Genomic DNA, 21,174 nt, shown 5'->3' with positions numbered 1-21,174 from the left:
TTAAAACAAGCTTACATACCAATTGCAGCTTTAACGCGTTGACCATAGTCAGTATCTGCGGCAGTAAAGTGCTCTACCATCTTCAGTTTAGTCGCTTCGCTTACCACGCTTAATGTACCAGCAATATTAGCGATCAAACGTGCCTTTTCGTCTTCTGGTAATAAGCGATATAGGTCACCCGCTTGACTGAAATCATCTTGGTCGTAACGACTGTAGCGATCAGCCTCGCCATCTAAGCGTAACGGTGGCTCTTTAAATTGCGCTTGATCTTGCAAACCATCAAAGCTGTTTGGTCCATAATTTCTGCTAGCATCACCACCTGTTTGGCTTCCTGAGAATGGGCATTGAGTCCCCGCCATTGCGCCGCCGCGTTGGTGGTGGTTTGCCACAGTTGCATGTGGGCAGTTAACCGGTAGTTGGTTGTAGTTAGCACCAATACGGTAACGCTGAGCATCTGCATAAGCAAACAAACGTGCTTGTAGCATCTTGTCTGGTGATGCCCCGACACCTGGCACTAAGTTACTTGGTGCCAATGCCACTTGTTCAACCTCTGCAAAATAGTTTTGAGGCAGACGATTTAGCTCTAACTCACCAATTTCAATTAATGGGTAGTCAGCATGTGGCCACACTTTTGTAAGATCGAATGGGTTAATCTTATAAGTATTTGCATCGGCTTCCGGCATGATCTGCACTTTTACTGCCCACTTAGGGAAATTACCATCAGTAATTGCCGCCACCATATCACGCTGCGATGAGTCAGGATCGATACCTTTAAGGATATCCGCTTGCTCAGCAGTTAAGTTGGCAATCCCCTGCTTGGTCTTAAAGTGGAACTTAACCCAGAAGCGTTCGCCTTTAGCATTCCAGAATGAGAAGGTATGTGAACCAAAACCATGCATTTGACGATAGTTAGCCGGAATGCCGCGATCTGACATCAATACCGTAATTTGGTGCATAGCCTCTGGGTTTAATGCCCAGAAGTCCCACATGGCATGTGGATCTTTCAAGTTAGTCTGTGGATTACGTTTTTGCGTGTGAATAAAATCTGGGAACTTAATACCATCACGCAAGAAGAAAGTCGGTGTATTGTTACCAACGATATCGTGGTTACCACGAGTCGTATAGAAACGTAAACCAAAACCGCGTGGATCACGCTCAGCATCTGCCGAACCCATTTCACCGCCTACAGTCGAGAAACGTACAAAGGTTTCAGTCTCTTTACCAACACCGTTAAAGTGATCCGCAATGGTGTAGTCACTCATATCACGAGTTAGCGTGAATTTACCGTAAACCCCTGTACCTTTAGCATGAACAATACGCTCTGGAATACGTTCACGGTTGAAGTGTGCTAGTTTCTCAATCAAGTGCCAATCTTGAAGTAGTAACGGTCCACGCTCACCTGCTGATAGTGAATTTTGATCATCACCAATTGGTGCGCCGTTTTGTGCGGTAAGAACTCGGTTGTGCTGACTCATAAATTACTCCTCACCTTGGCTAGCTTCGAGCCAAGTTTCGATTAAATCAAATACGGTGGCCATGGTTTACCCTTATATCTGCGATACGCTATGGCAATGCGGCTACTTGCCGCTTGTCGATGTGATAAGAATAAACACTCAACAAAAAACAATAAAACGATTAAAGGCGATAAGCTTAAACTAAATTACAGATTAAAGAGTGGTGGGGAAGATACTGCTCAATAAACTTCAATTTAATTAGGAGTTTGGAGATTAGTGTTGAATTTAATGAGCGATATTGATGTTAATCAATAAATGAAATGTTTGAATTTAATCGCCAATAAGTATTTGCTTTGTAGGTTTTAAATACTAGAAATTAACGATTTAATGAGACTAAAACAGAAGATAACCCCTAACTATAGTGCTTTTACTCTATTTACATTTGTAAAAAAAGGGAAGAACAAGTGATTTCCTCCCTTAACTGCTTAATTTTTATCATTCTCTATTATGTGCATCAGCTTTATATAGCTTCACCAAATAGTAAGCATCGATTAACACAATAAAGAAATTAACTAATGCAACAGGAATAGCATCAATCGCTAAGCCATAAGCAACAAATAGAGCAGCACCAATGAGGTTCCACCAGCGTAGCTTTTTAATGTTGGACATCATCAGCGATATCGCCACCACAACCGAGGCTAAATATCCGATCCATTCCCATATTGTAGCGTTATCCATGGCTTCCCCTCTTTTAAGCACCTTTTCGAGTCGCGTTAAGGCGCAATAGCAACTCAACACGCCATTTCATTATGAGCAAAAAATAGGCATTAAAACAGGGTTACAAGCAACAAATTACCCTGAGCAATAGGATATTAGCCTTAAGGATTAGCTTTAACGCTTAACAACCGCTGCGGTCATGCGAGAAATACAGCACAACTCGCCTGCACTGTTATGAATAAGCACTTCCCATACCGAGCTACGCTTACCTAAGTGCACAGGCTTAGCTGTAGCGGTCAATGTGCCATTACGCGATGCTCTGAGATGATTAGCATTGATCTCTTGGCCTACGCAGTAATAGTTTTCAAAGTCGACGGCAAAGTTAGCCGCATAGCTAGCAACTGTTTCAGCCAATGCCACATTTGCACCACCATGGACTATGCCTAATGGATTATGGATAGCTGGCGATGCTGGCATTGTCGCGACCATATAATCGTCACCAATCTCAGTAATGGTGATCCCCATTGTTTGCATCAAGGTGCCCTTACCGTGCATTCCAGCATCCATCTTTGCACAAAGTTCGAGCGTTACAGGCTTAAACCAAATCGACATTTTCTTTTTCCAAAAATACTATTAGTGCAACTAGTCTACTTTGTCTGCAAAGATCTTTAAACCTATCAAAATCTTGCTTGGTTATTTTAAATAAAGCGTTGCTATAGAAATAGATTGCAATGCAGATAGGATAGATATCAAGCGGTGAACAGAAACAAAACAGCCCAAACAGCAGAGTTGCTATTTGGGCTGAATTGGGCGCGACTAGACTTAATATTTTTTGTGGTTGACGCTGGGCGTCTAACTTATGTGCCTAGTCGCGGCCCTAGGGTAAAGCATTACACAGATGACTATCTAATGGCGCGCAAGATACACAAACAAACTTAAGCAACCATTAATATGATTAAAGAAGCTCTTCTACCGCATCTAAAGTCAGCTTAATCATGTCATTTAGCGTTTGCTGACGCTCTTCAGCAGTCAAATGCAGACCTTGGCGGATATGATCAGTTACTGTCATCATTGCCAATGCCTTAGCACCATATTCAGTAGCAACACCGTATAAACCTGCAGCTTCCATCTCGACACCTAAAATGCCGTACTTTTCCATTAAGTCGTAACGCTCTTCATCAGCGCTGTAGAATAGATCTGAAGAGTAAAGGTTACCAACATGGTAGTTAGCACCTAGCTTCTCTGCTGAATCCGCAGCACGCTTTAGTAGGTTAAAGTCTGCGATCATTGCAAAGTCAGTATTTGCAAAACGGGTTCTGTTTACCGCAGAGTCAGTACTTGCACCCATCGCCATCACAACATCCATTAATTTGATATTGTCGCTAATAGCACCACAAGAACCGATGCGAACAATGTTCTCAACGCCGTATTCAGTGATTAGCTCTTTTGCGTAGATAGAGATCGATGGGATCCCCATACCTGAACCCATTACCGAGATCTTCTTGCCTTTGTATTCGCCGGTGTAACCTAACATGTTACGCACATCAGTGATCAATACAGCGTTTTCTAGGAAGTTATCAGCAATGTATTTAGCTCGTAGTGGATCACCTGGCATTAATACTGTTTTTGCAAATGCACCGTTTTCGGCATTGATATGTGGAGTCATGATATTTCCTCAAAAAATTGAGCAGTTGTTTGCGCTAGTAAACAACTACTCATGATAAAAATTACAATTTCAAAGTGAGTTAGCGATTAACCCGCTAAGCTGAACAGTAGACCAGCAATCGTACCGCTCATTAAGTTTGCCAGCGCTGCTGCGACTAATGCCTTCATACCAAGCGCACTTAAGTCGTGACGACGCTCTGGACAAAGTGCTGCTAGACCACCAATCACCATAGCTAGTGACCCGATGTTAGCGAAGCCACATAGTGCAAAACTGATAATAATTTGCGTCTTTTCTGACAACTGATCAGCCACTTTTAAGAAGTCGATGTAGGCAACAAACTCGTTGATAACCATCTTTTGGCCAATAAATGATGCCGCTTGTGTCGCTTCGCTCCAAGGTACGCCCATTACCCAAGCGAGTGGTGCAAGTAGGTAACCTAAAATAGCTTGCATAGTAAGGTCTTCAACACCAAACCAGCCACCAATACCGCCTAGCATGCCGTTCACCATTGCAATAAGCGCCACGAATGCTAATAACAACGCAGATACCGATAACACTTGCTGCATCCCCATTGCCGCGCCACCAGCAGCAGCGTCAAGCACGTTAGCAGGCTTGTCTTCCACATCGTCCATCACTTTCTTGATGTCGTTTTGCGGGGTTTCAGTCTCAGGCCACATCAACTTAGCAAATAGTAAACCCGCTGGCGCTGTCATAAATGCGGCTGTCAGAACGTATTTAACATCGACGCCCATTTGGATATAACCAATCATGGTGCCACCAGCTACTGATGCTAAACCACCAGTCATTACCGCAAACAATTCTGAACGGGTCATGTGCTTTACAAATGGACGCACCATTGATGGCGCTTCGATTGGGCCAACAAAGATGTTTGCAGTTGCAGATAGCGATTCAGCGCGGCTAGAACCTAGTAGTTTAGATAAACCACCGCCAATAAGGCCGATCACCAACTGCATAATACCTAAGTAATAAAGTACGGCGATTAGTGCGCTAATAAATACCACCACAAATAGCACGTTAATCACAAAAATAAAGCCAACCCCAAACTTAGCTAAGTCACCAAACAAGAAGGTTAAACCTTCATTGGCGTAACCAATCACATGCATAACACCGTTTGACGCTCCGTCAAGCACGGCTTGGCCAACTGGCACGTACATAACAAATGCGCCAAATGCGACTTGAAATGCTAGTGCCCCCAGCACCGTTCTAAGGTTAATTGCTTTTCTATTTTCTGATAAGGCAACGGCTAGTCCCATAAGACATAGCATACCGAACAAACTGACGAAAACTTCCATAACTTTATTACCATTTAAATCTTGATATGCCCGCAGTGTATACAGGCGAAAGTTTGCTGCAAGACGTTAAGCGACATTTGCTGCATATTATTTGGAGTTTTATCGAGTTCACGCAAAATTCAGACTAAAAGCGGCACAAAAACAACATTAGCAAAACATTAACCAAACAGAAGCCCAACCACCCAGTTAAATAACATCAGCTAAGGTTACATTTAAACGCTTTTAGAGAAGGAAGAAAACGGGAAGATTTTGCAGTTACAACGGCCACAAACCGATCTATAAACAACAATTCTGTAATTTTATAACCTAAATTAAGCTGAGGCTAAGTTTATTGTTCAGAACAAACTTAGCCTCATACTGACTGCGATTAATGAAATAAAGATTAAATCTGTCAACACCAATGCAGTTCAAAGCAGTTGCATCTTAAAATCAAAATGGTCCAACAACTTGTTTAGTGCGTTAGTGCGAATAAGTCTAAATGACTTTGAAAAGATTGTGCCCAACGTAATAACTCAACACGATTACGCGCTTGGGTCTTTCTAAAAATTGAAGATATATGCGCTTTAACTGTGTGCTCACTAATACTGAGTTTATTGGCGATCTCTTTATTGCGTGCACCGCTAGATACTAATTGAATAATGGTCTTCTCTCGGTTAGTCAGTACCTCTAAGGTTTCACTATTCTCAGTTGTTAACTCCGGAGCAACTTCAACCTTGCTCACTAAGTGACGAAACACTTTACTTAGTAAAGGCCGGTCAAACCAAAGTTCATCAGCCAGCATTTTACGTAAGCCGGTTAATAGCAAATCCATGCGCTCATCAAGGAAAAGTAACCCACAAAAACCTGCGAGCAACGCCGCTTCGCCATTTAACCCATCACGTTCAACTTGATAAAGCGCAACAGGAACATGTTTAACCAACTGGGTAGCCACAAGAGGAATACCATTATTATCCAGCGCAGCACCTTGCTGAGAGACCAAATAAAAGCAGCGTTTGTTTGAGTCTGTTTCTAGCTGCTCAATATCTGTAACAACCCGGGTTTTTAATCCTATTGAGTCTGCAAGAATAGCTAAGTGGCAAGGGGAAGCCACCTGATGAAGGAAGACTATTTCGTCAATTTTACTCATCACTTTTCTCCCTGAAAAGTTATGCCTGTCCGCTAAATAAAACAAACGCTAATATACAGCCCATCGTATAAGTCAGTATAAAAGCAGTCCGTCGACTCAATAACAGAGATGACTACGGCATTATTAAATTATTTACGCTGTTCGCATCATGCGAACAGCAAAAAGCAGCAAAAGTATACAGAAATTCAGCAACCAATGCTGCAATAGAGTGGTTTAACCTGTTAGTTTTTTGTTAATCAACTAGCTAGTTTTGCATTCAATTGCTTGTCATGCAAACGGCCTAACAATAACACCGACGCAATTGCGCCAATTAGTGCCATTGCCATATCTGACTGGGTGTCCCATACATAGCCCTGAGTACCTAAAAAGGCTTCTGCATCTTCACCGGTAAGCTCGGCAACCCACCATTCAATTAGCTCATAAAAAGCAGAAAATGCTAATGCAAAACAAACAGCTAAAAAGTTACACCAAGCACCGACTTTAACTACGTTTAAACGAATAAACAGTTCTCGTGCCAACAATGCTGGAATAAAGCCTTGAGCAAGGTGACCGACTTTGTCGTAATTGTTGCGTTCACCGCCAGTCCAATCTGCAATCCAGTCGAATAGTGGCACCTCCGCATAGGTATAATGACCACCAACCATTAAGATCACGCAATGCACTAAAATCAAACCGTAAGCTAGGCTAGTTAGCGCAAAACTCTTACGAGTAAAAATCAATATTGGCAAGGCTATAATTGCCGGTGCAACCTCTAAAAACCAAGTAAATTGATCTTTAGGATTAATGCCTGACCAAATCAATACAGCGAAGAATATCACTAGCCACACAGTGCTTTTATTCAAAATAACTCCCCCATATACCATATTGTTCTAAATTACGAATAAACACTTTAGCCATCTAGCCCTCCACAGTAACAAAAAAAAGTGCTACTTTGTTACCTCTGTTACGCTTTCGACGTAAATATCAGTTGGAAGGCTTTTCAGTCCTTAGTACATTGACAGTCTATACCCAAACCACTCCTACAACGTAGAGTTTAGTCGTCTCTGCGGTGGCGTTAAGTATACATAATACATATAAACTAAAAGGGTACATAAATCATGGCGAAACATTCGCTGGACAAGGATAAAATTAAGATCCTGCTGTTGGAAGGCGTCCACCAATCTGCGGTAGATGTGTTTGAACGTGCCGGTTACACCAATATCGAATACCACAAAGCATCACTTGCTGAAGATGAGCTTCATGCATCCATCAAAGATGCCCATTTTATTGGTATTCGATCCCGTACCCAATTGACTGAAGAAGTCTTGTCCCGCGCTGAAAAATTAGTTGGTATTGGCTGTTTCTGTATTGGTACTAACCAAGTAAGCTTAAAAGCTGCTGAAAAGTTAGGCATCCCTGTATTTAACGCCCCCTTCTCTAATACCCGCAGCGTGGCTGAATTAGTATTGGGCGAAATCATTATGTTACTGCGTGGCATTCCACAACGTAATGCTCTTGCGCACCGTGGTGGCTGGTTAAAGAGTGCTTCTGGCAGCTATGAAGCTCGCGGAAAAACCTTAGGCGTAATTGGTTACGGCCACATTGGTACTCAACTTGGTATTTTGGCTGAAACCTTAGGTATGCGAGTCATCTTCTTCGATATCGAAGACAAGCTGCCACTCGGTAACGCTCAGCAAGTTCACTCAATGCAGCAGCTACTGTCATTGGCAGATGTTGTGAGTTTACACGTTCCAGAAACACCGCAAACCAAAGAGATGATAGGTCATGAAGAGCTAGCCCTTATGCGTAAAGGTAGCATCTTGATTAACGCCTCTCGCGGCACTGTGGTTGATATTGATGCGCTAGCAGCGTCACTGAAAGAAGAACACCTCGCGGGCGCGGCAATTGACGTATTCCCAGTTGAGCCAAAATCGAATGATGACGAATTTGTCAGCCCACTACGCGGACTAGACAATGTGCTACTGACTCCACACGTTGGTGGTAGTACTGCTGAAGCACAAGAAAACATCGGTATTGAAGTCGCAGGTAAGCTGGCTAAGTACTCAGATAATGGTTCAACCATGACTGCAGTTAACTTCCCAGAGGTATCGCTAGCACAGCATACTGGTACATCACGCTTGTTGCATATTCACCACAACCGCCCGGGTATTCTTATCAAGATTAACTCAGCGTTTGCAGAGAAAGGCATCAACATTGCGGCACAATACCTACAAACAACTGCCGAGATTGGTTACGTTGTGATGGAAGTCGACTCAGATCAAGCTGATGAAGCATTGATTGAAATGCAAGCCATTGAAGGTACGATTAGAACCCGTTTGCTGCATTAATTTTTGAGTTCCAGCTCAAGCGATATTGAGCCACAATAAAGGCCGTATAAATCAATTTATACGGCCTTTATTTTTATCTGCTTAAGCTGATAATGTTTGAACAACTGCGCTTGCGCAGTACAAATTTAGCGGTACAATCATTACCCTTACTTGATTTTATTCTTGGACTCTCAGATGACGCTGTCAACCTCTCAGCCTTCTTGGCCACTTAACGGCCCACAACCAGAACTGCTTGTTGCTGAACTTTCACACTTAGGCTTAATGTCTGTTACGGGTGAGCAAGGTCGCAGCTTTATTCATGGCCAAGTGACCACGGATATTAGCTCGTTAGAAACCGAACAATGGCGCTGGGGCGCTCACTGTGATCCTAAAGGTAAGATGTTAGCAACCTTTAGAACCTTTGCTAAAGATGACACCCTATTTTTGATGATGCCGAGAGATACCTTGGCGTTAGACCTACCGCAACTACAAAAATACGCGATATTTAGTAAAGCGGAGTTAACTGATGCGAGTGACGCTTGGTTACTACTCGGTGTCGCTGGCGAACAAGCAAGCGCTTGGCTAATAGAGCAGTTTGGTGAACTTAACCCTGAACTCACCTTAATTGATAACGGCATGATTATCCATGATGAAGGACGTTATATCCTCGCTATCGATAAAGCTAATGCCGATGCACTAGTTGCTCAAATCGAGCATCCGATTTTTGATGCCAGTGCATGGCAAGCACTGGAGATTTTAGCTGGTTACCCAAACCTAGCTGCACATCACCAAAACCAGTTCGTGCCACAGATGTGTAACGTGCAAGCGATTAACGGTATTAGCTTTAACAAAGGCTGCTACATGGGCCAAGAAACCGTTGCCAGAATGAAGTACCGTGGTGGCAACAAGCGTGCACTTTATATAGTGACTGGCACGGTATCAGCACCAGTAACCAATGATAGTCAGCTTGAAATTGCGTTAGAGGATGGTGAAGGCTATCGCCGCGCAGGTACTATCATCGAATGTGTACAACGAGATGAACAAGTACTGCTAACAGCGGTATTAGCAAACGATACAGATATGGATGCCAAGCTGCGCATTGCAGATGATACCGCCTCGCAACTAAGCTTGATTGCGCTACCTTACTCGTTAGAAGAGTAATACCAATTAATGTAAAGCATAGAGATAGCAATAAAAAGGCGCCTGAGGCGCCTTTTTTATTGTGCTAAACCGCTCTAACTCGCTAAGCGGTTTCATTATAGCTGTCGCGGATTTTAATCGCCTCATCAATAACCTGCTTAAAATGCACCACTAATTGTGGGTCAAAATGTTTACCCGACTCTCGCTCAAACAAGTCCATAGTTTCTGCCACTGACCACGCCTGTTTATAAGGCCTTATTGAGGTTAACGCGTCAAATACGTCAGCAATAGCGACTATACGCCCCTCAATAGGAATATCTTCACCGGACAAACCATTTGGATAACCCGTACCATCCCACTTTTCATGATGAGTTAATGCAATCCTGCGCGCCATTTCCAGTAAAGGATCGTTATGCTCACCGATAATTTCAGCACCAATTTCAGCATGACGTTGCATCTCTAGCCACTCCTGCTCATTCAGCTTATCGGGCTTTTTTAAAATGGCATCAGGGGTGCCTATCTTACCGATATCGTGCATGGGTGCGGCGTTATAAATAAGCTCGCAATATTTATCAGGCAGTCCAGATTCAACAGCTAATAATCTGGCATAGTGGCTCATTCTAATAACGTGCAGGCCAGTTTCATTATCCTTATACTCTGCTGCTCGACCAAGGCGACGAATGATCTCAAAACGAGTGTCTTCTAACTCTTTGGTGCGCGCTTTTACTTCTTGCTCGAGTAAGCGCTTTTGATCGTATAAAGCTAAATGAGTCTTCACTCGCGCTTTAACCACTGGCGCACTCACAGGCTTAGTAATGTAATCTACAGCACCAAGTTCAAACCCTTGGGTTTCGTCAGCAACATCTGTTAATGCCGTGACGAAAATAACCGGAATATGACTCGTTAGAGGATCTTGCTTTAAACGTTTACACACCTCATAGCCATTCATGCCTGGCATCATCACATCTAGCAGAATAAGGTCCGGAACAGTTTTTGCTGCTAACGCAAGTGCTCGAGGGCCATCAATGGCGACCTTAACTTTATAGTCTTGTGCCAGAATGCCCACCAATATATCGATATTCTCTGGTGTATCATCAACAACTAAAACAGTGGCCTTGTCCATTAACCTCTTACTCCTTTACTGCAACACTTTTTGCGGCAATTTTTGATGTTTAGTATAGCCAAACAGCAATAACCATGTAGCAAACCATGCCTGCTTGGCTTAAGTTTGCGAGCCGCAAACAATTACGACGATTTAAATAACTGCTTTATGAGTTGGGCAGCTTCATCAAACTGATATTGATTAACCATATTGACTGCAGGGCTCATTTTTTGCCATAACGACTCAGAAACCTGAGAGCGCATTGCATCCATTTTTTCGACCGCGTCAGCATCAGCATCTTCAAGCATTTGTAGTAACTCGCTAACAGCATCATTTAGCTGTCCTGCTGTTGCGATCTCTTCAATCGCGACTGTTTGATCGAGTTGCTGTGAGTTCAGTTGCGCCATCCAATCTGTAATCGCACAGCAAATTGACTCCACTAACGTCGCCAATTTAGCAAGCTCTTGGCTAACATCGGCTGTCGATGAATCTTGCAGTTTGGCCTCTATCTTTCTCGCTAGCTCACTCAGCTCAGCAGAGTACAGGTTACCAGCAACCCCTTTTAAGGTATGCGCATAACGAATTGCATCATCTACTTTACCCTCATCCAAGGCCTGCTCTATTTGCGCTGCAATATCAATCTGACCGCTGCTGAAACGTTCAAAGATCCGCTGATATAAACGCACAGAATTTTGTACCAACTGCAGACCTTTATCGACATCGATAGCATGATGGTTCGGCCAAGATTGGATATCATTGTTCTGCTGCTTCTGCTTGCTGTCTGCATCTTGCCTAACCTGAATATCATCGACTAAATAATGCAGCAGCTTGGTATATAGCAATGACGCTTCAACCGGTTTAGCAATATGATCATTCATACCTGCTTGTAGGCACATCTCTTTGTCACCGGCCATTGCGTTAGCTGTCATTGCTATCACTGGTATATCGTCCAGTCCCGGCATTTTTCGCAACGCTTGTGTCGCTTGATAACCGTCCATGACTGGCATTTGGCAATCCATCAATATTAAATCAAAGCTTTGCATTGTCAGTTTTTCTAATGCTATTTGGCCATTTTCAGCAATGGATAACACCACACCGACTTGCTCTAAAAACTCACTAGCCACCTCTTGATTCATTTCATTATCTTCAACAAGTAAAATGCGTTTGCCTTTTAGCTGTGCTAACAATAATTGACTGATTTCAGATGTGTTGTGCCTCACTGGCATAGTGCCTTGCTCACCTAACGACAGCATGATGCCGTCGAGTAAACGTGAAGCACTAATCGGTTTCGTGATAAACCCTGCAATATCGAGTTGTTCAAGTTCATCGGTTAATTCATGATTGGCATGAGCCGATACAATAAGGACTTTTGGTGGCTGAGCTTGATTAGCTAAAATCTGTTTAGCCGCTTCAATACCGTTCATTTCAGGCATAAGCCAATCAATGAGTGCTACCGCATAATCATTGGTTTTACAGTGCTGTACCGCCTCAGCCCCACTCTTAACTACATCTACCTCAAAGCCCATACTCTCTAAAGTCGTACGCAAGATGTCACGGGCGGTTGCGTTATCATCAGCAACTAAGATACGCATCCCCTCAACTTCTTGTTTGACTTTTAGCACCTTTTTATCAGCAATATTCAAGCTGACAGTGAAATAAAAGGTACTACCATGCCCAAACTGACTATCGACACCGATTTCTCCGCCCATTAGTTCAACGAGTTGTTTACTAATAGCAAGTCCTAGGCCTGTTCCACCATAACGGCGAGTGGTTGAAGTATCGGCCTGACTAAATGACTTGAACAGTTTGTTGCGCTGCTCCTCAAGTAAGCCAATACCACTGTCGCGCACGCTAAATTTCAGTAATATCCGTTCATCCACCAACTCCAATTGACTAATGGATAACAATATTTCACCTTGCTCGGTAAACTTAATCGCATTGTTCATCAGGTTAATCAATACCTGACTCAGACGTAATGGATCTCCTTCAAGGTGCCTTGGCATATTTGGCGCTACAGCAAACATCAGCTCTAGGTGCTTATCCGCTGCTTTAGTGGAGAACATATCGCTAAGATCTTCAAGCATGGTATCGAGCTGAAACGGAATAGACTCTATATCGAGTTTACCGGCCTCAATTTTTGAAAAATCGAGGATGTCATTAATGATCCCCAGTAGCGATTTAGATGCGCGATCGATTTTTTGCACATAGTTTTGCTGCTTACTCGTTAACTCTGTTTGCAAACAAAGTTGCGACATACCAATAATGGCGTTCATTGGAGTACGGATCTCGTGCGACATGTTCGCTAAGAAATCACTCTTTGCTTGGTTGGCCGCGTCGGCATTATCTTTCGCTTGGCTAAGTTGCTGTGATAACTGCTTTAACGAAGTGATATTGGCCATAGATAACACCACGGAGTTTAGCTCGCCTTTAGCATTTTTAAGTCGAGTTAAACTTAAGTCCATCCACATACACTCTGATGCATGGTTAATTAAGCGAATTTCTGTGGTTAAACAGTCATTACCGTTTTCAAGCAACTCCTTGAACAAGCTTCGGGTCGCTTCTCTATCCTCTTCTGGCTGATAATCTAAGAAGGAACGGCCTCTGATTTCTGCGGCAGAGCATTGCATATATTGACTAAACTGTTCATTACAATCTAACACTGTGCCACGGGCATCAACGTTAACTATGCCAATGCCAGCATTATCAAATAAAGCTCTAAAGTGCGCTTCTCTGTCTTCTAACTCCTTATCGATCTGCTTACGATCGGTAATATCCATTAGATAACCGTTCCAGATAATACAACCGTCACTCTGTAAATCACCATGAGCACCCGCTTGTAGCCAACGAATATCACCAACAGGATGCTGATAACGAAACTCTTCTGTCCACTGTAATCCTTTACTGCTTTTACCCGATAACGCTTCAATAATATGTGAACGCTCTTCACTGATAATGCATTCGGCAACGAGGTCGAAATTGTTCAGTACTTCATCACGATGAAAACCTAGCGTGGCAATACAAGCGCTGGATAAAAAGGTAAATCTCCGCTCAGTATTACTGCACCAGTGCATCTGGTACACAGTGCTCGGAATTGATTCTGTTATCGTCTCTAATTGCTGTTGCGACTGGGCTATCGCCTCTTGAGCGAGCTTACTACTAGTGATGTCATGAATACTGCCGTCAAACCAAAGTGCAACCCCATTATCAGCGTAAATCGCTTTACCTTTTTCATGTACCCAATGAATACTGCCATCGCGATGCATGATTCGGTATTGCACTTCAAAACTCTTTTGCGCGAGCAATGCCTGTTCTATCGTGTCATTCATAGCCTGCTTATCTTGCTCCAAGATAAGACTGAGATAACTACGTACGCGACCCTCAATAAAATCTGCTGCAGGATAACCGCTGATCTCACTAATGTTGTCGCTGATATATTCCATCGTCCACGTGTCATCGATACGCGTTCGGTATACTGCACCTGGAATATTCGCCACTAAGCCACGAAAACGATTTTCGCTGTCTTTTATACGCTGAGCAAACTCTAGTTCTAGGGTTATATCACGCACTGAGGCTGCTACTTGACGCTTGCCTTCTTCATCCTTAGGCAAAAGGCCAAGACTGATCTCTACCGGGAACTCACTACCATCAGCCTTTATAGCCATTAAGGTAGAATCGGTTCCGAAGCCCATTTTGCGATCGCGCCCTTCACTAATAAACTGTGCCCGCTGTGCTGCATGCCCAGCCCGAACCGCATCAGGAACTAAATCTTCCACAGACATGGTTTTCATCTGCGTCTCATCGTAGCCAAATAACAGCTGGCAACGACTGTTAGTGAACACCAACTGACCTGACTCATCGACGATCAACATAGCTTCTGGCGCAGACTCAAGTACCGCGTTCGACCAAGCTGCTGCAGTGAACTGCTCACTAACGTCATTAAACAGCATCTCAACAGATAACAACTCTTGCTGATCGGATAGTAATGGCTGCATAAATACATCTAAATGCCGTATCGCCCCGCTAGCATCTAGCATCTCTATTTGATGGGGCGGCACATTCTCACCTTGCAGCGCCGCATCCATATATTGCCAATTGAGTTCATTGATTGGGTTATCAGAAAACAAACGCTGATACTTACGCTTAAATAAGTCCGCCGCAAAGCCTAAAACTTTTTCAGCTCCGGCTGAAACACGCACAATCTCCCCGCTGGGAGAGACTGAGCAATAGAAGGATTTATCGCTCATGCCATCGATCAGTTTGGCAAAACGATTACCGCGGGAATCAAGCAGTGCCGCCTCGCGCTCAGCTAGCACTGCCGCCATATCATTAAACTTGTCTGTTAAGGTAACGATTTCACTTGCTGCGCCTTTCGGTTTTTCAATACGCTTAGCATTACCCGCACCGAAGGCCATGATCCCCGCCTCAAGCTCTTCTATTGGCCGAGTGAGTCGTCTCGCCGTTACGTAGCCAGTTAAAAACAAAATAACCGAAAACAAAATGAGGCTTAACGCTAGCGCAATAAACCCCTTTAAAAACGCCTTATGTAGTTCGCTTTCAGGAGTCATAATGACCACTCGCCAGTTAAGCGCTGGAACTACCGCCACACTAGCAAGATAACGATCACCTAAGCTGTCTTCGATATGGCTAAAACCTGTCTTACCTTGACTGGCTAAATCAAGAAAACTCTGATTTTCAGCAGAGTCAGATAACCAATTATCACGGCCTTGCTGTAATAATAAACTGCGGTTTTGATGGTATATAAGCTGATCATTTTGGTCGATGAGTACTAAACGTTTGGCATCCATGCCAACCATAGCAGGTAGGTTATTTAAGCTTAAATCAACGGTAATAACGCCATCAAAAGGTAATTGAGCACCAAAAGGTTTTGAGTAACTAATCATCATTACATTAGCAGCGCCCTCATCGAGATAAGGCTCCGACCAAAAGCCATTATCATTATTGATCGCTCGGCTCCACCAATCCCAATTTCCATCGGTATAGTCGTAACTATCAGCGCCAATATCTAACGCCTGAATTCGGCCATCATTACGGTATACATAAGGAGCATAAAGTTCTCGGTCTTCAATGAAGAAACGCTGAAAAGCAATCGCACTGCCGTAAAAGTTTGGATGCCGATTTAAACGCAAGGTAAGTAATTGAGTTAGTTTACTTTTATCGGCTAGTAACTGCTGTTTATTGGCTTGCCCTAGAAAGTCAGCAATAGAACCAGTATCGGTCTCAGCAGCTTGTAAGAAATGCTGTAATCGCAGAGCAACATTTTCAGCTCTTTGTTCCAGATGCCGGTAAATATCTCGCTCTTCTGCTTGATAGTTAAACCAAGCATTAACACTAAAAACCAATGCCATAATGGCAATTAATGGTAAGGCTATTTGCGATAAAATTCGGCTACGAAAGGTTCGGAGTCTGCTCATTTCCCTATTCCACAGTCACTTGATCATTATTTGCATAAGCCTTGAGCTTGATGGCCTGCGCGTAATTAATAATCGCTATACTGAACATATGCATTTAAGTGTAGGCAAGGCATAGCAACGGCATCAATGTTAGCGGTTATAACTCAGACAATCTTTCACCGTTGAATAACTCCTTAACAATGAAAGCTGCCAGATCTTGCAACATAAACTGAGTTAGAAAGTTAAGCAACAAGTTATTAATCAATAAGCAATTTGCAATTAACCATAAAAAATAGAGCTAATTAAATAACAAACTCGTATAGCTTAATAATTATGCTAAATTAATCCTGTCTCAAGGAAGTAGGTCTTATAACAGGGGAAGTCATGAGTCATGAGATTGTGCGTTTGCATCAGGTTGCCAAAGGCTTTAATGATGGTGATAAATACCATCAAGTTCTCACAGGAGTTAACCTCAGCATTAATCGTGCTGACACCGTGGCACTCACAGGCCCAAGTGGCAGCGGTAAAAGCACGTTATTGAATATTATTGGTGGCTTTGAATTTATCAAACAAGGCCAGCTTTTACTCAATGGTAGCGACACTGCAAACTGGCAAGACAAGCACTGGAGCCAGTTCCGCCGCCAACATCTAGGCGTCGTTTTTCAGCAATTTAACTTACTCACACCGCTTAATGTACGCGACAATATTGCCTTTTCACTGCGCTTAAATCAGCAAAAATGGAACCCTTGGTGTGACTACTTGCTAACACAGTTAGGCCTTGATGAAGTTAAAAGCCGCCATGTTGAAACCCTTTCTGGCGGTCAACAACAGCGCGTCGCTATTGCGCGAGCACTGGCACATAAACCGAGTCTACTGTTAGCTGATGAGCCTACTGGTAACTTAGATGAAAAAGCCGGTACGCAAGTTATGTCACTACTCACCCAACTTGCTAAAGAGTCTCAAACCAGTATTTTAATGGTGACCCACAGTAATGAATGTGCCGCATTCATGCAAAGACGTTGGCATTTAGAACAAGGGCTTATTCATGAGTAGTCCTGTCGCTGATAACTGGCTAACCATACGCTTAACCTTAGCTGTATTTAGTCAGCATTATCGTAAATCACCGCTACAAGCTGGCGCCATTTTATTAGGCATTGTGTTAGCGGTAACTCTGCTCATTGGTGTTAGAGCAACTAATGAAAATGCGATACGCAGCTATTCAGAAGCCACAGAATTACTGAGCCAAAGGGCGCAACTACTACTCGCGCCCAGTTCAGGAAAGAAAGCAATCGATGAGTCAATCTACTTCAAACTTCGACAAGCAGGGATCACTCAAGCACTAGCCGTACTCAATGATACTGTTACCGACAATCAAGGCCAGCGCTGGGATATACAAGCCAGCGATCTAATCGCCGCGCTCTCCATTCAAACAGCCCAAGATGCAACGCAGCAAAAGCAGCCCGAACAGTACACGCCAGCCAATGAGCAACAAAGTGCGTCATTGCTTTCTGTCGATCTACCTTTAGATAAATTACTCGCTGGTGCGCCCTATATTTTAATGAGCCAAAGCTTTGCTGATGACGTTGCGTCCAGTGGCGTAATGATACTGAACAATATCAAGCTTAATGTTATTCGCTTGCCTGATGAACTCGGCCTAGGAAACGCCATCTTAATGGATATATCACTAGGTCAACGCCTTGTTAATCGTAGAGGACAACTAAGCTACATTGCGCTATTTGGTCAAGCTGAACAACTGACTCAGCAAGTTAACCAAGTCTTTAATCATCAAACCAGCCAGTTTTTTGATATTGCCGTGCAAGATGACGGTGAGGGGCTAACCAGCCTCACCCGCAGCTTTCACTTAAACCTTACCGCTATGAGCTTACTCGCCTTTGTTGTCGGGCTATTTATCGCATACAACGGCGTACGTTACAGTTTACTAAAACGACAAAAATTATTGGTACAGCTGCAACAGCAAGGAGTACCGCAAAACGCACTATTACTGGCTTTGCTTACAGAGCTATTAGCTTTAGTGATTATTGGGTCACTGCTTGGTTTTATTTTAGGTTTGCAATTAAGTCATTGGTTGCAGCCCATAATAGCGCTGACACTTGAACAGCTTTACGGTGCCCGTTTAATGCCGGGGCTATGGCAGTGGAGCTGGCTATATCAGGCAATTGGACTCACTTTTATTGCTGCATTAGTTGCCTGCTATCCACTGTTTACCACTTTAGCAAAACAACCATTAGCGCGCAGCGCTAGCCGTTTTGAGCAACAAAGCCAAGCCAAACGAAAGCACGTAAAGCTATTTATTATTGCACTGAGCCTGCTTGGAATTGCTGGACTGCTGTTTCCGTTCACCCAAGATTACCAACACAGCTTAGCCCTACTCGGTGTGGTGACATTTGCCATTCCGCTTTTACTACCTTTTACATTACAACTTGGTTTAACCATAGTAGAGCGCTTTAGCAAAAATGGACTTTGGCGATACGCTGTAGCTGAAAGCAAAGAGCTAATTGCCCCATTATCTCTAGCCATGATGGCCATGTTACTCGCGTTGACTGCCAATATTTCGATGAATACTTTAGTGGGTAGCTTTGAAATTACGTTAAAAAGCTGGCTCGACGATAGACTCTATGCCGATCTGTATATTCGTCCCCCCAATGACAAAGTTGCTGCAACCCAAGCATTCTTGAGCACACAGCCAAAGGTAACAGCCATCTTTGGCCAATGGGTGCACAACAGTCAGTATCAACAAGCACCACTGAGTTTAATGACTCGTGACGCCCACTCTTTGCGCAATAGCAATCAAATAAAAGTGAGCAGCAATAACCATTGGCAAACATTCTTCGACGCTAAAAGTGTCATGATCAGTGAACCGCTCGCCATTAAATACCGGCTCAATGTTGGCGACAAAATAAGTTTGCCTGAATTTGAACAAGCAAACGTTGAACCATTAATGATAAGCGCCATTTTTTATGATTATGGTAATCCACTCGGCCAGATCATTGTTAGTCAGACAACTTGGCAACAACTTGGCTTATCTGAGCTTCCCACCAGCATAGCCGCCAGTTACGCCAACGATATTGTTGAGCTAGAAACCCTGCTGCAGCAAAAACTCTCGCTCAGCGAAGCGCAAATGTATAACCAAACCAAGATAAAACAGCGAGCATTAGAGATCTTCAAACGCACTTTCTCTATCACCTTGGTGCTAAATAGTTTGACCTTACTGGTTGCTGCTATCGGGCTATTCAGCGCTTGCTTGATGCTAACGCAGGCTAGGCAAGCACCTTTGGCGCGCCTTTATGCGCTGGGTGTGAGTCGCAATCAGCTACGTGGCTTAGTGTCAGGCCAAATGCTAATTATCGTATTGTTTACCTGTTTACTCGCACTGCCAACCGGAGCACTACTGGGTTACCTATTGATTAATAAAGTCACCTTACAAGCCTTTGGTTGGAGTATCGCTATGGTGTGGGATTGGCTGGCTTACTTTAGAGTTTTACTTATAGCGATATTAGCCAGTGCCGCCGCCGTTATAGCACCATTAGTATGGCAAACTAGAAAACCACTGATTAGCAGCTTGCAACAGGAGGCGTTATGAAGCCCGTTTATTATGCGCAACTCGCTCTGCTGTCCTGCATCTTACTGAGTGGCTGTTTTAACAAAAGCGAACAACATACGACTGGTATGGGACAGCTACTTGATGGTGACATTAAGGGCTATAGTCCGGTTGTGCCAGGTGTAACCTTGAGCTTCCCAGAAGACCATCAAGCTCACAACGGTTTTCGCCAAGAGTGGTGGTATTTAACCGCTAACCTTACAACCGCAAGCGGTGAGCAGCTAGGGTTGCAGTGGACACAATTTCGCATCGCCTTAGCACCACCGAAAACAACAGCAACAGTTGAGAAGCCTGTAACCCAGACAAACAGCTGGCAGACGCAGCAACTTTATATGTCACACACTGCCATCACCACAAAAACTGAGCACCTAGCCGCAGAAAGATGGTCTCGAGGACACGACAATTTATCAGGGACTCAAGCAAACCCTCTCATTATCCAGCAAGATGACTGGCAGTGGCGTAGTGATGATCAACATCTATTTCCAGCAACGCTCAAGGTAACCACTGCAGACTTTAATTATCAGCTGAAACTTGATAGCCAAGCACCATTTCAGTTACAAGGTGATGCGGGTTATAGCCGCAAGAATGCGAGTGGCACAGTGGCAAGCTACTACTATAGTCAGCCATTTATAAAAGTTAGCGGCACGATAGAGCACCAAGGAGAATTAATCAGGGTAAGCGGTGACGCTTGGCTAGATAGAGAATGGAGCTCACAGTTTTTATCTAAGACTCAACAAGGTTGGGATTGGTTTGCACTCAGGCTCAATGATGGCTCAGCTTTGATGCTGTTTCAGTTAAGAGATAACAGCGGCAAGCAACAAGATTTTTTTAGCGCGAAACGCATGTATCCAGACGGTAGCGGTACACTTATTAGTAGCGACCAGATCTCAATGACTGCCACTGCTTGGCAGCAAACCAGCTCTGGTCGTTATCCTGTGGCTTGGGAGATCAGCATTCCTTCGCAAGCAATAGCAATATCGACCAAAGCGCTTAACGATGACGCTAACATGCCACTATCGATTCCCTATTGGGAAGGGCCAATTCAAATATCTGGCAGCCACTCTGGTCTTGGCTATATGGAGCTTACGGGTTACTAATAATCCCCCTTGTCTAGCCTATTCCTTATGGGACAGATCTTTTGTCCCCATCTTTGTCACTGCCGCATTTTACGCTAGCCAACATCGCGAAAATATCCTTGTGTTTTCACTCATATTTATACGTCAAGGCAACAGAATATTCTATTAGCACCTCCGCCAAATAAGAACTGTTCTCAACAAGCAAGCTTTTGAATAATCTAAACTTTTAATGTAGCGCAAGCTA

General features: G+C 43.6%; 14 protein-coding genes. 5 read left to right on the top strand and 9 right to left on the bottom strand.

Features of this window, described 5'->3' with window-relative positions; translation table 11 throughout:
- Window positions 1-11: 11 nt before the first annotated feature.
- The 7 genes from katB to L884_RS0100550 form a co-directional block, all read right to left on the bottom strand.
- Window positions 12-1,475 carry a catalase KatB gene (gene katB, locus L884_RS0100580; RefSeq protein WP_028765654.1) on the bottom strand — a complete coding sequence of 488 codons (1,464 nt, stop codon included), beginning with the start codon at window positions 1,473-1,475 and terminating at the stop codon, window positions 12-14.
- A gap of 474 nt (window positions 1,476-1,949) precedes the next feature.
- Entirely contained in the window at window positions 1,950-2,192 is a 243-nt protein-coding gene (locus tag L884_RS0100575) for a YgjV family protein (RefSeq protein WP_028765653.1), read from the bottom strand.
- Between the two features lie 153 nt (window positions 2,193-2,345).
- Window positions 2,346-2,783 (bottom strand): PaaI family thioesterase, encoded by a 438-nt coding sequence (locus L884_RS0100570; protein ID WP_028765652.1) that lies wholly within the window; start codon window positions 2,781-2,783, stop codon window positions 2,346-2,348.
- 343 nt (window positions 2,784-3,126) lie between these two features.
- Window positions 3,127-3,840: a purine-nucleoside phosphorylase gene (gene deoD / locus L884_RS0100565; protein ID WP_028765651.1), complete on the bottom strand. Its 714-nt coding sequence runs from the start codon at window positions 3,838-3,840 to the stop codon at window positions 3,127-3,129.
- A gap of 83 nt (window positions 3,841-3,923) precedes the next feature.
- Window positions 3,924-5,150: a NupC/NupG family nucleoside CNT transporter gene (locus L884_RS0100560; RefSeq protein WP_028765650.1), complete on the bottom strand. Its 1,227-nt coding sequence runs from the start codon at window positions 5,148-5,150 to the stop codon at window positions 3,924-3,926.
- Between the two features lie 451 nt (window positions 5,151-5,601).
- Window positions 5,602-6,276: a helix-turn-helix transcriptional regulator gene (locus L884_RS0100555; RefSeq protein ID WP_028765649.1), complete on the bottom strand. Its 675-nt coding sequence runs from the start codon at window positions 6,274-6,276 to the stop codon at window positions 5,602-5,604.
- A gap of 236 nt (window positions 6,277-6,512) precedes the next feature.
- The gene (locus L884_RS0100550) at window positions 6,513-7,118 is read right to left on the bottom strand and encodes a DUF2238 domain-containing protein (protein WP_028765648.1); all 606 of its coding nucleotides are present in this window, start codon (window positions 7,116-7,118) and stop codon (window positions 6,513-6,515) included.
- A gap of 255 nt (window positions 7,119-7,373) precedes the next feature.
- Between L884_RS0100550 and serA the strand changes: the two genes are divergently transcribed.
- Both serA and ygfZ read left to right on the top strand, forming a co-directional pair.
- Window positions 7,374-8,603, top strand: a complete 1,230-nt coding sequence (gene serA / locus L884_RS0100545) for a phosphoglycerate dehydrogenase (RefSeq protein WP_028765647.1) — start codon at window positions 7,374-7,376, stop codon at window positions 8,601-8,603.
- A 174-nt stretch (window positions 8,604-8,777) separates the two neighbouring features.
- Entirely contained in the window at window positions 8,778-9,743 is a 966-nt protein-coding gene (gene ygfZ, locus L884_RS0100540; protein ID WP_028765646.1) for a tRNA-modifying protein YgfZ, read from the top strand.
- 82 nt (window positions 9,744-9,825) lie between these two features.
- Here ygfZ and L884_RS0100535 read toward each other — a convergent pair whose 3' ends face one another.
- Both L884_RS0100535 and L884_RS0100530 read right to left on the bottom strand, forming a co-directional pair.
- Entirely contained in the window at window positions 9,826-10,845 is a 1,020-nt protein-coding gene (locus L884_RS0100535; RefSeq protein ID WP_028765645.1) for a response regulator, read from the bottom strand.
- Window positions 10,846-10,967: 122 nt separating this feature from the next.
- Entirely contained in the window at window positions 10,968-16,256 is a 5,289-nt protein-coding gene (locus L884_RS0100530) for a PAS domain S-box protein (protein WP_028765644.1), read from the bottom strand.
- Window positions 16,257-16,619: 363 nt separating this feature from the next.
- On the opposite strand from L884_RS0100530, the gene L884_RS0100525 reads away from it, so the two are divergent.
- Genes L884_RS0100525 through L884_RS0100515 form a run of 3 tightly spaced genes read left to right on the top strand, consistent with a single transcriptional unit; the run spans window position 16,620 to window position 20,951 of the window.
- Complete coding sequence (locus L884_RS0100525; RefSeq protein ID WP_028765643.1) at window positions 16,620-17,288, top strand: ABC transporter ATP-binding protein; 669 nt, start codon at window positions 16,620-16,622, stop codon at window positions 17,286-17,288.
- On the top strand, window positions 17,281-19,836 hold the full coding sequence (locus tag L884_RS0100520) for an ABC transporter permease (protein WP_028765642.1): 2,556 nt from the start codon (window positions 17,281-17,283) through the stop codon (window positions 19,834-19,836). Before L884_RS0100525 ends, L884_RS0100520 begins: the two co-directional genes overlap by 8 nt.
- Window positions 19,833-20,951, top strand: coding sequence for a lipocalin-like domain-containing protein (locus L884_RS0100515; protein WP_028765641.1), 1,119 nt, complete (start codon window positions 19,833-19,835; stop codon window positions 20,949-20,951). The genes L884_RS0100520 and L884_RS0100515 overlap by 4 nt, the downstream gene beginning before the upstream one ends.
- The last annotated feature ends 223 nt before the right edge of the window (window positions 20,952-21,174 follow it).

This window comes from Shewanella fidelis ATCC BAA-318 (assembly GCF_000518605.1).
GTDB classification, from domain to species: Bacteria; Pseudomonadota; Gammaproteobacteria; order Enterobacterales; family Shewanellaceae; genus Shewanella; species Shewanella fidelis.
The sequence above is the reverse complement of the archived record's forward strand: the minus strand, read 5'-3'. Positions and strand labels throughout refer to the sequence as shown.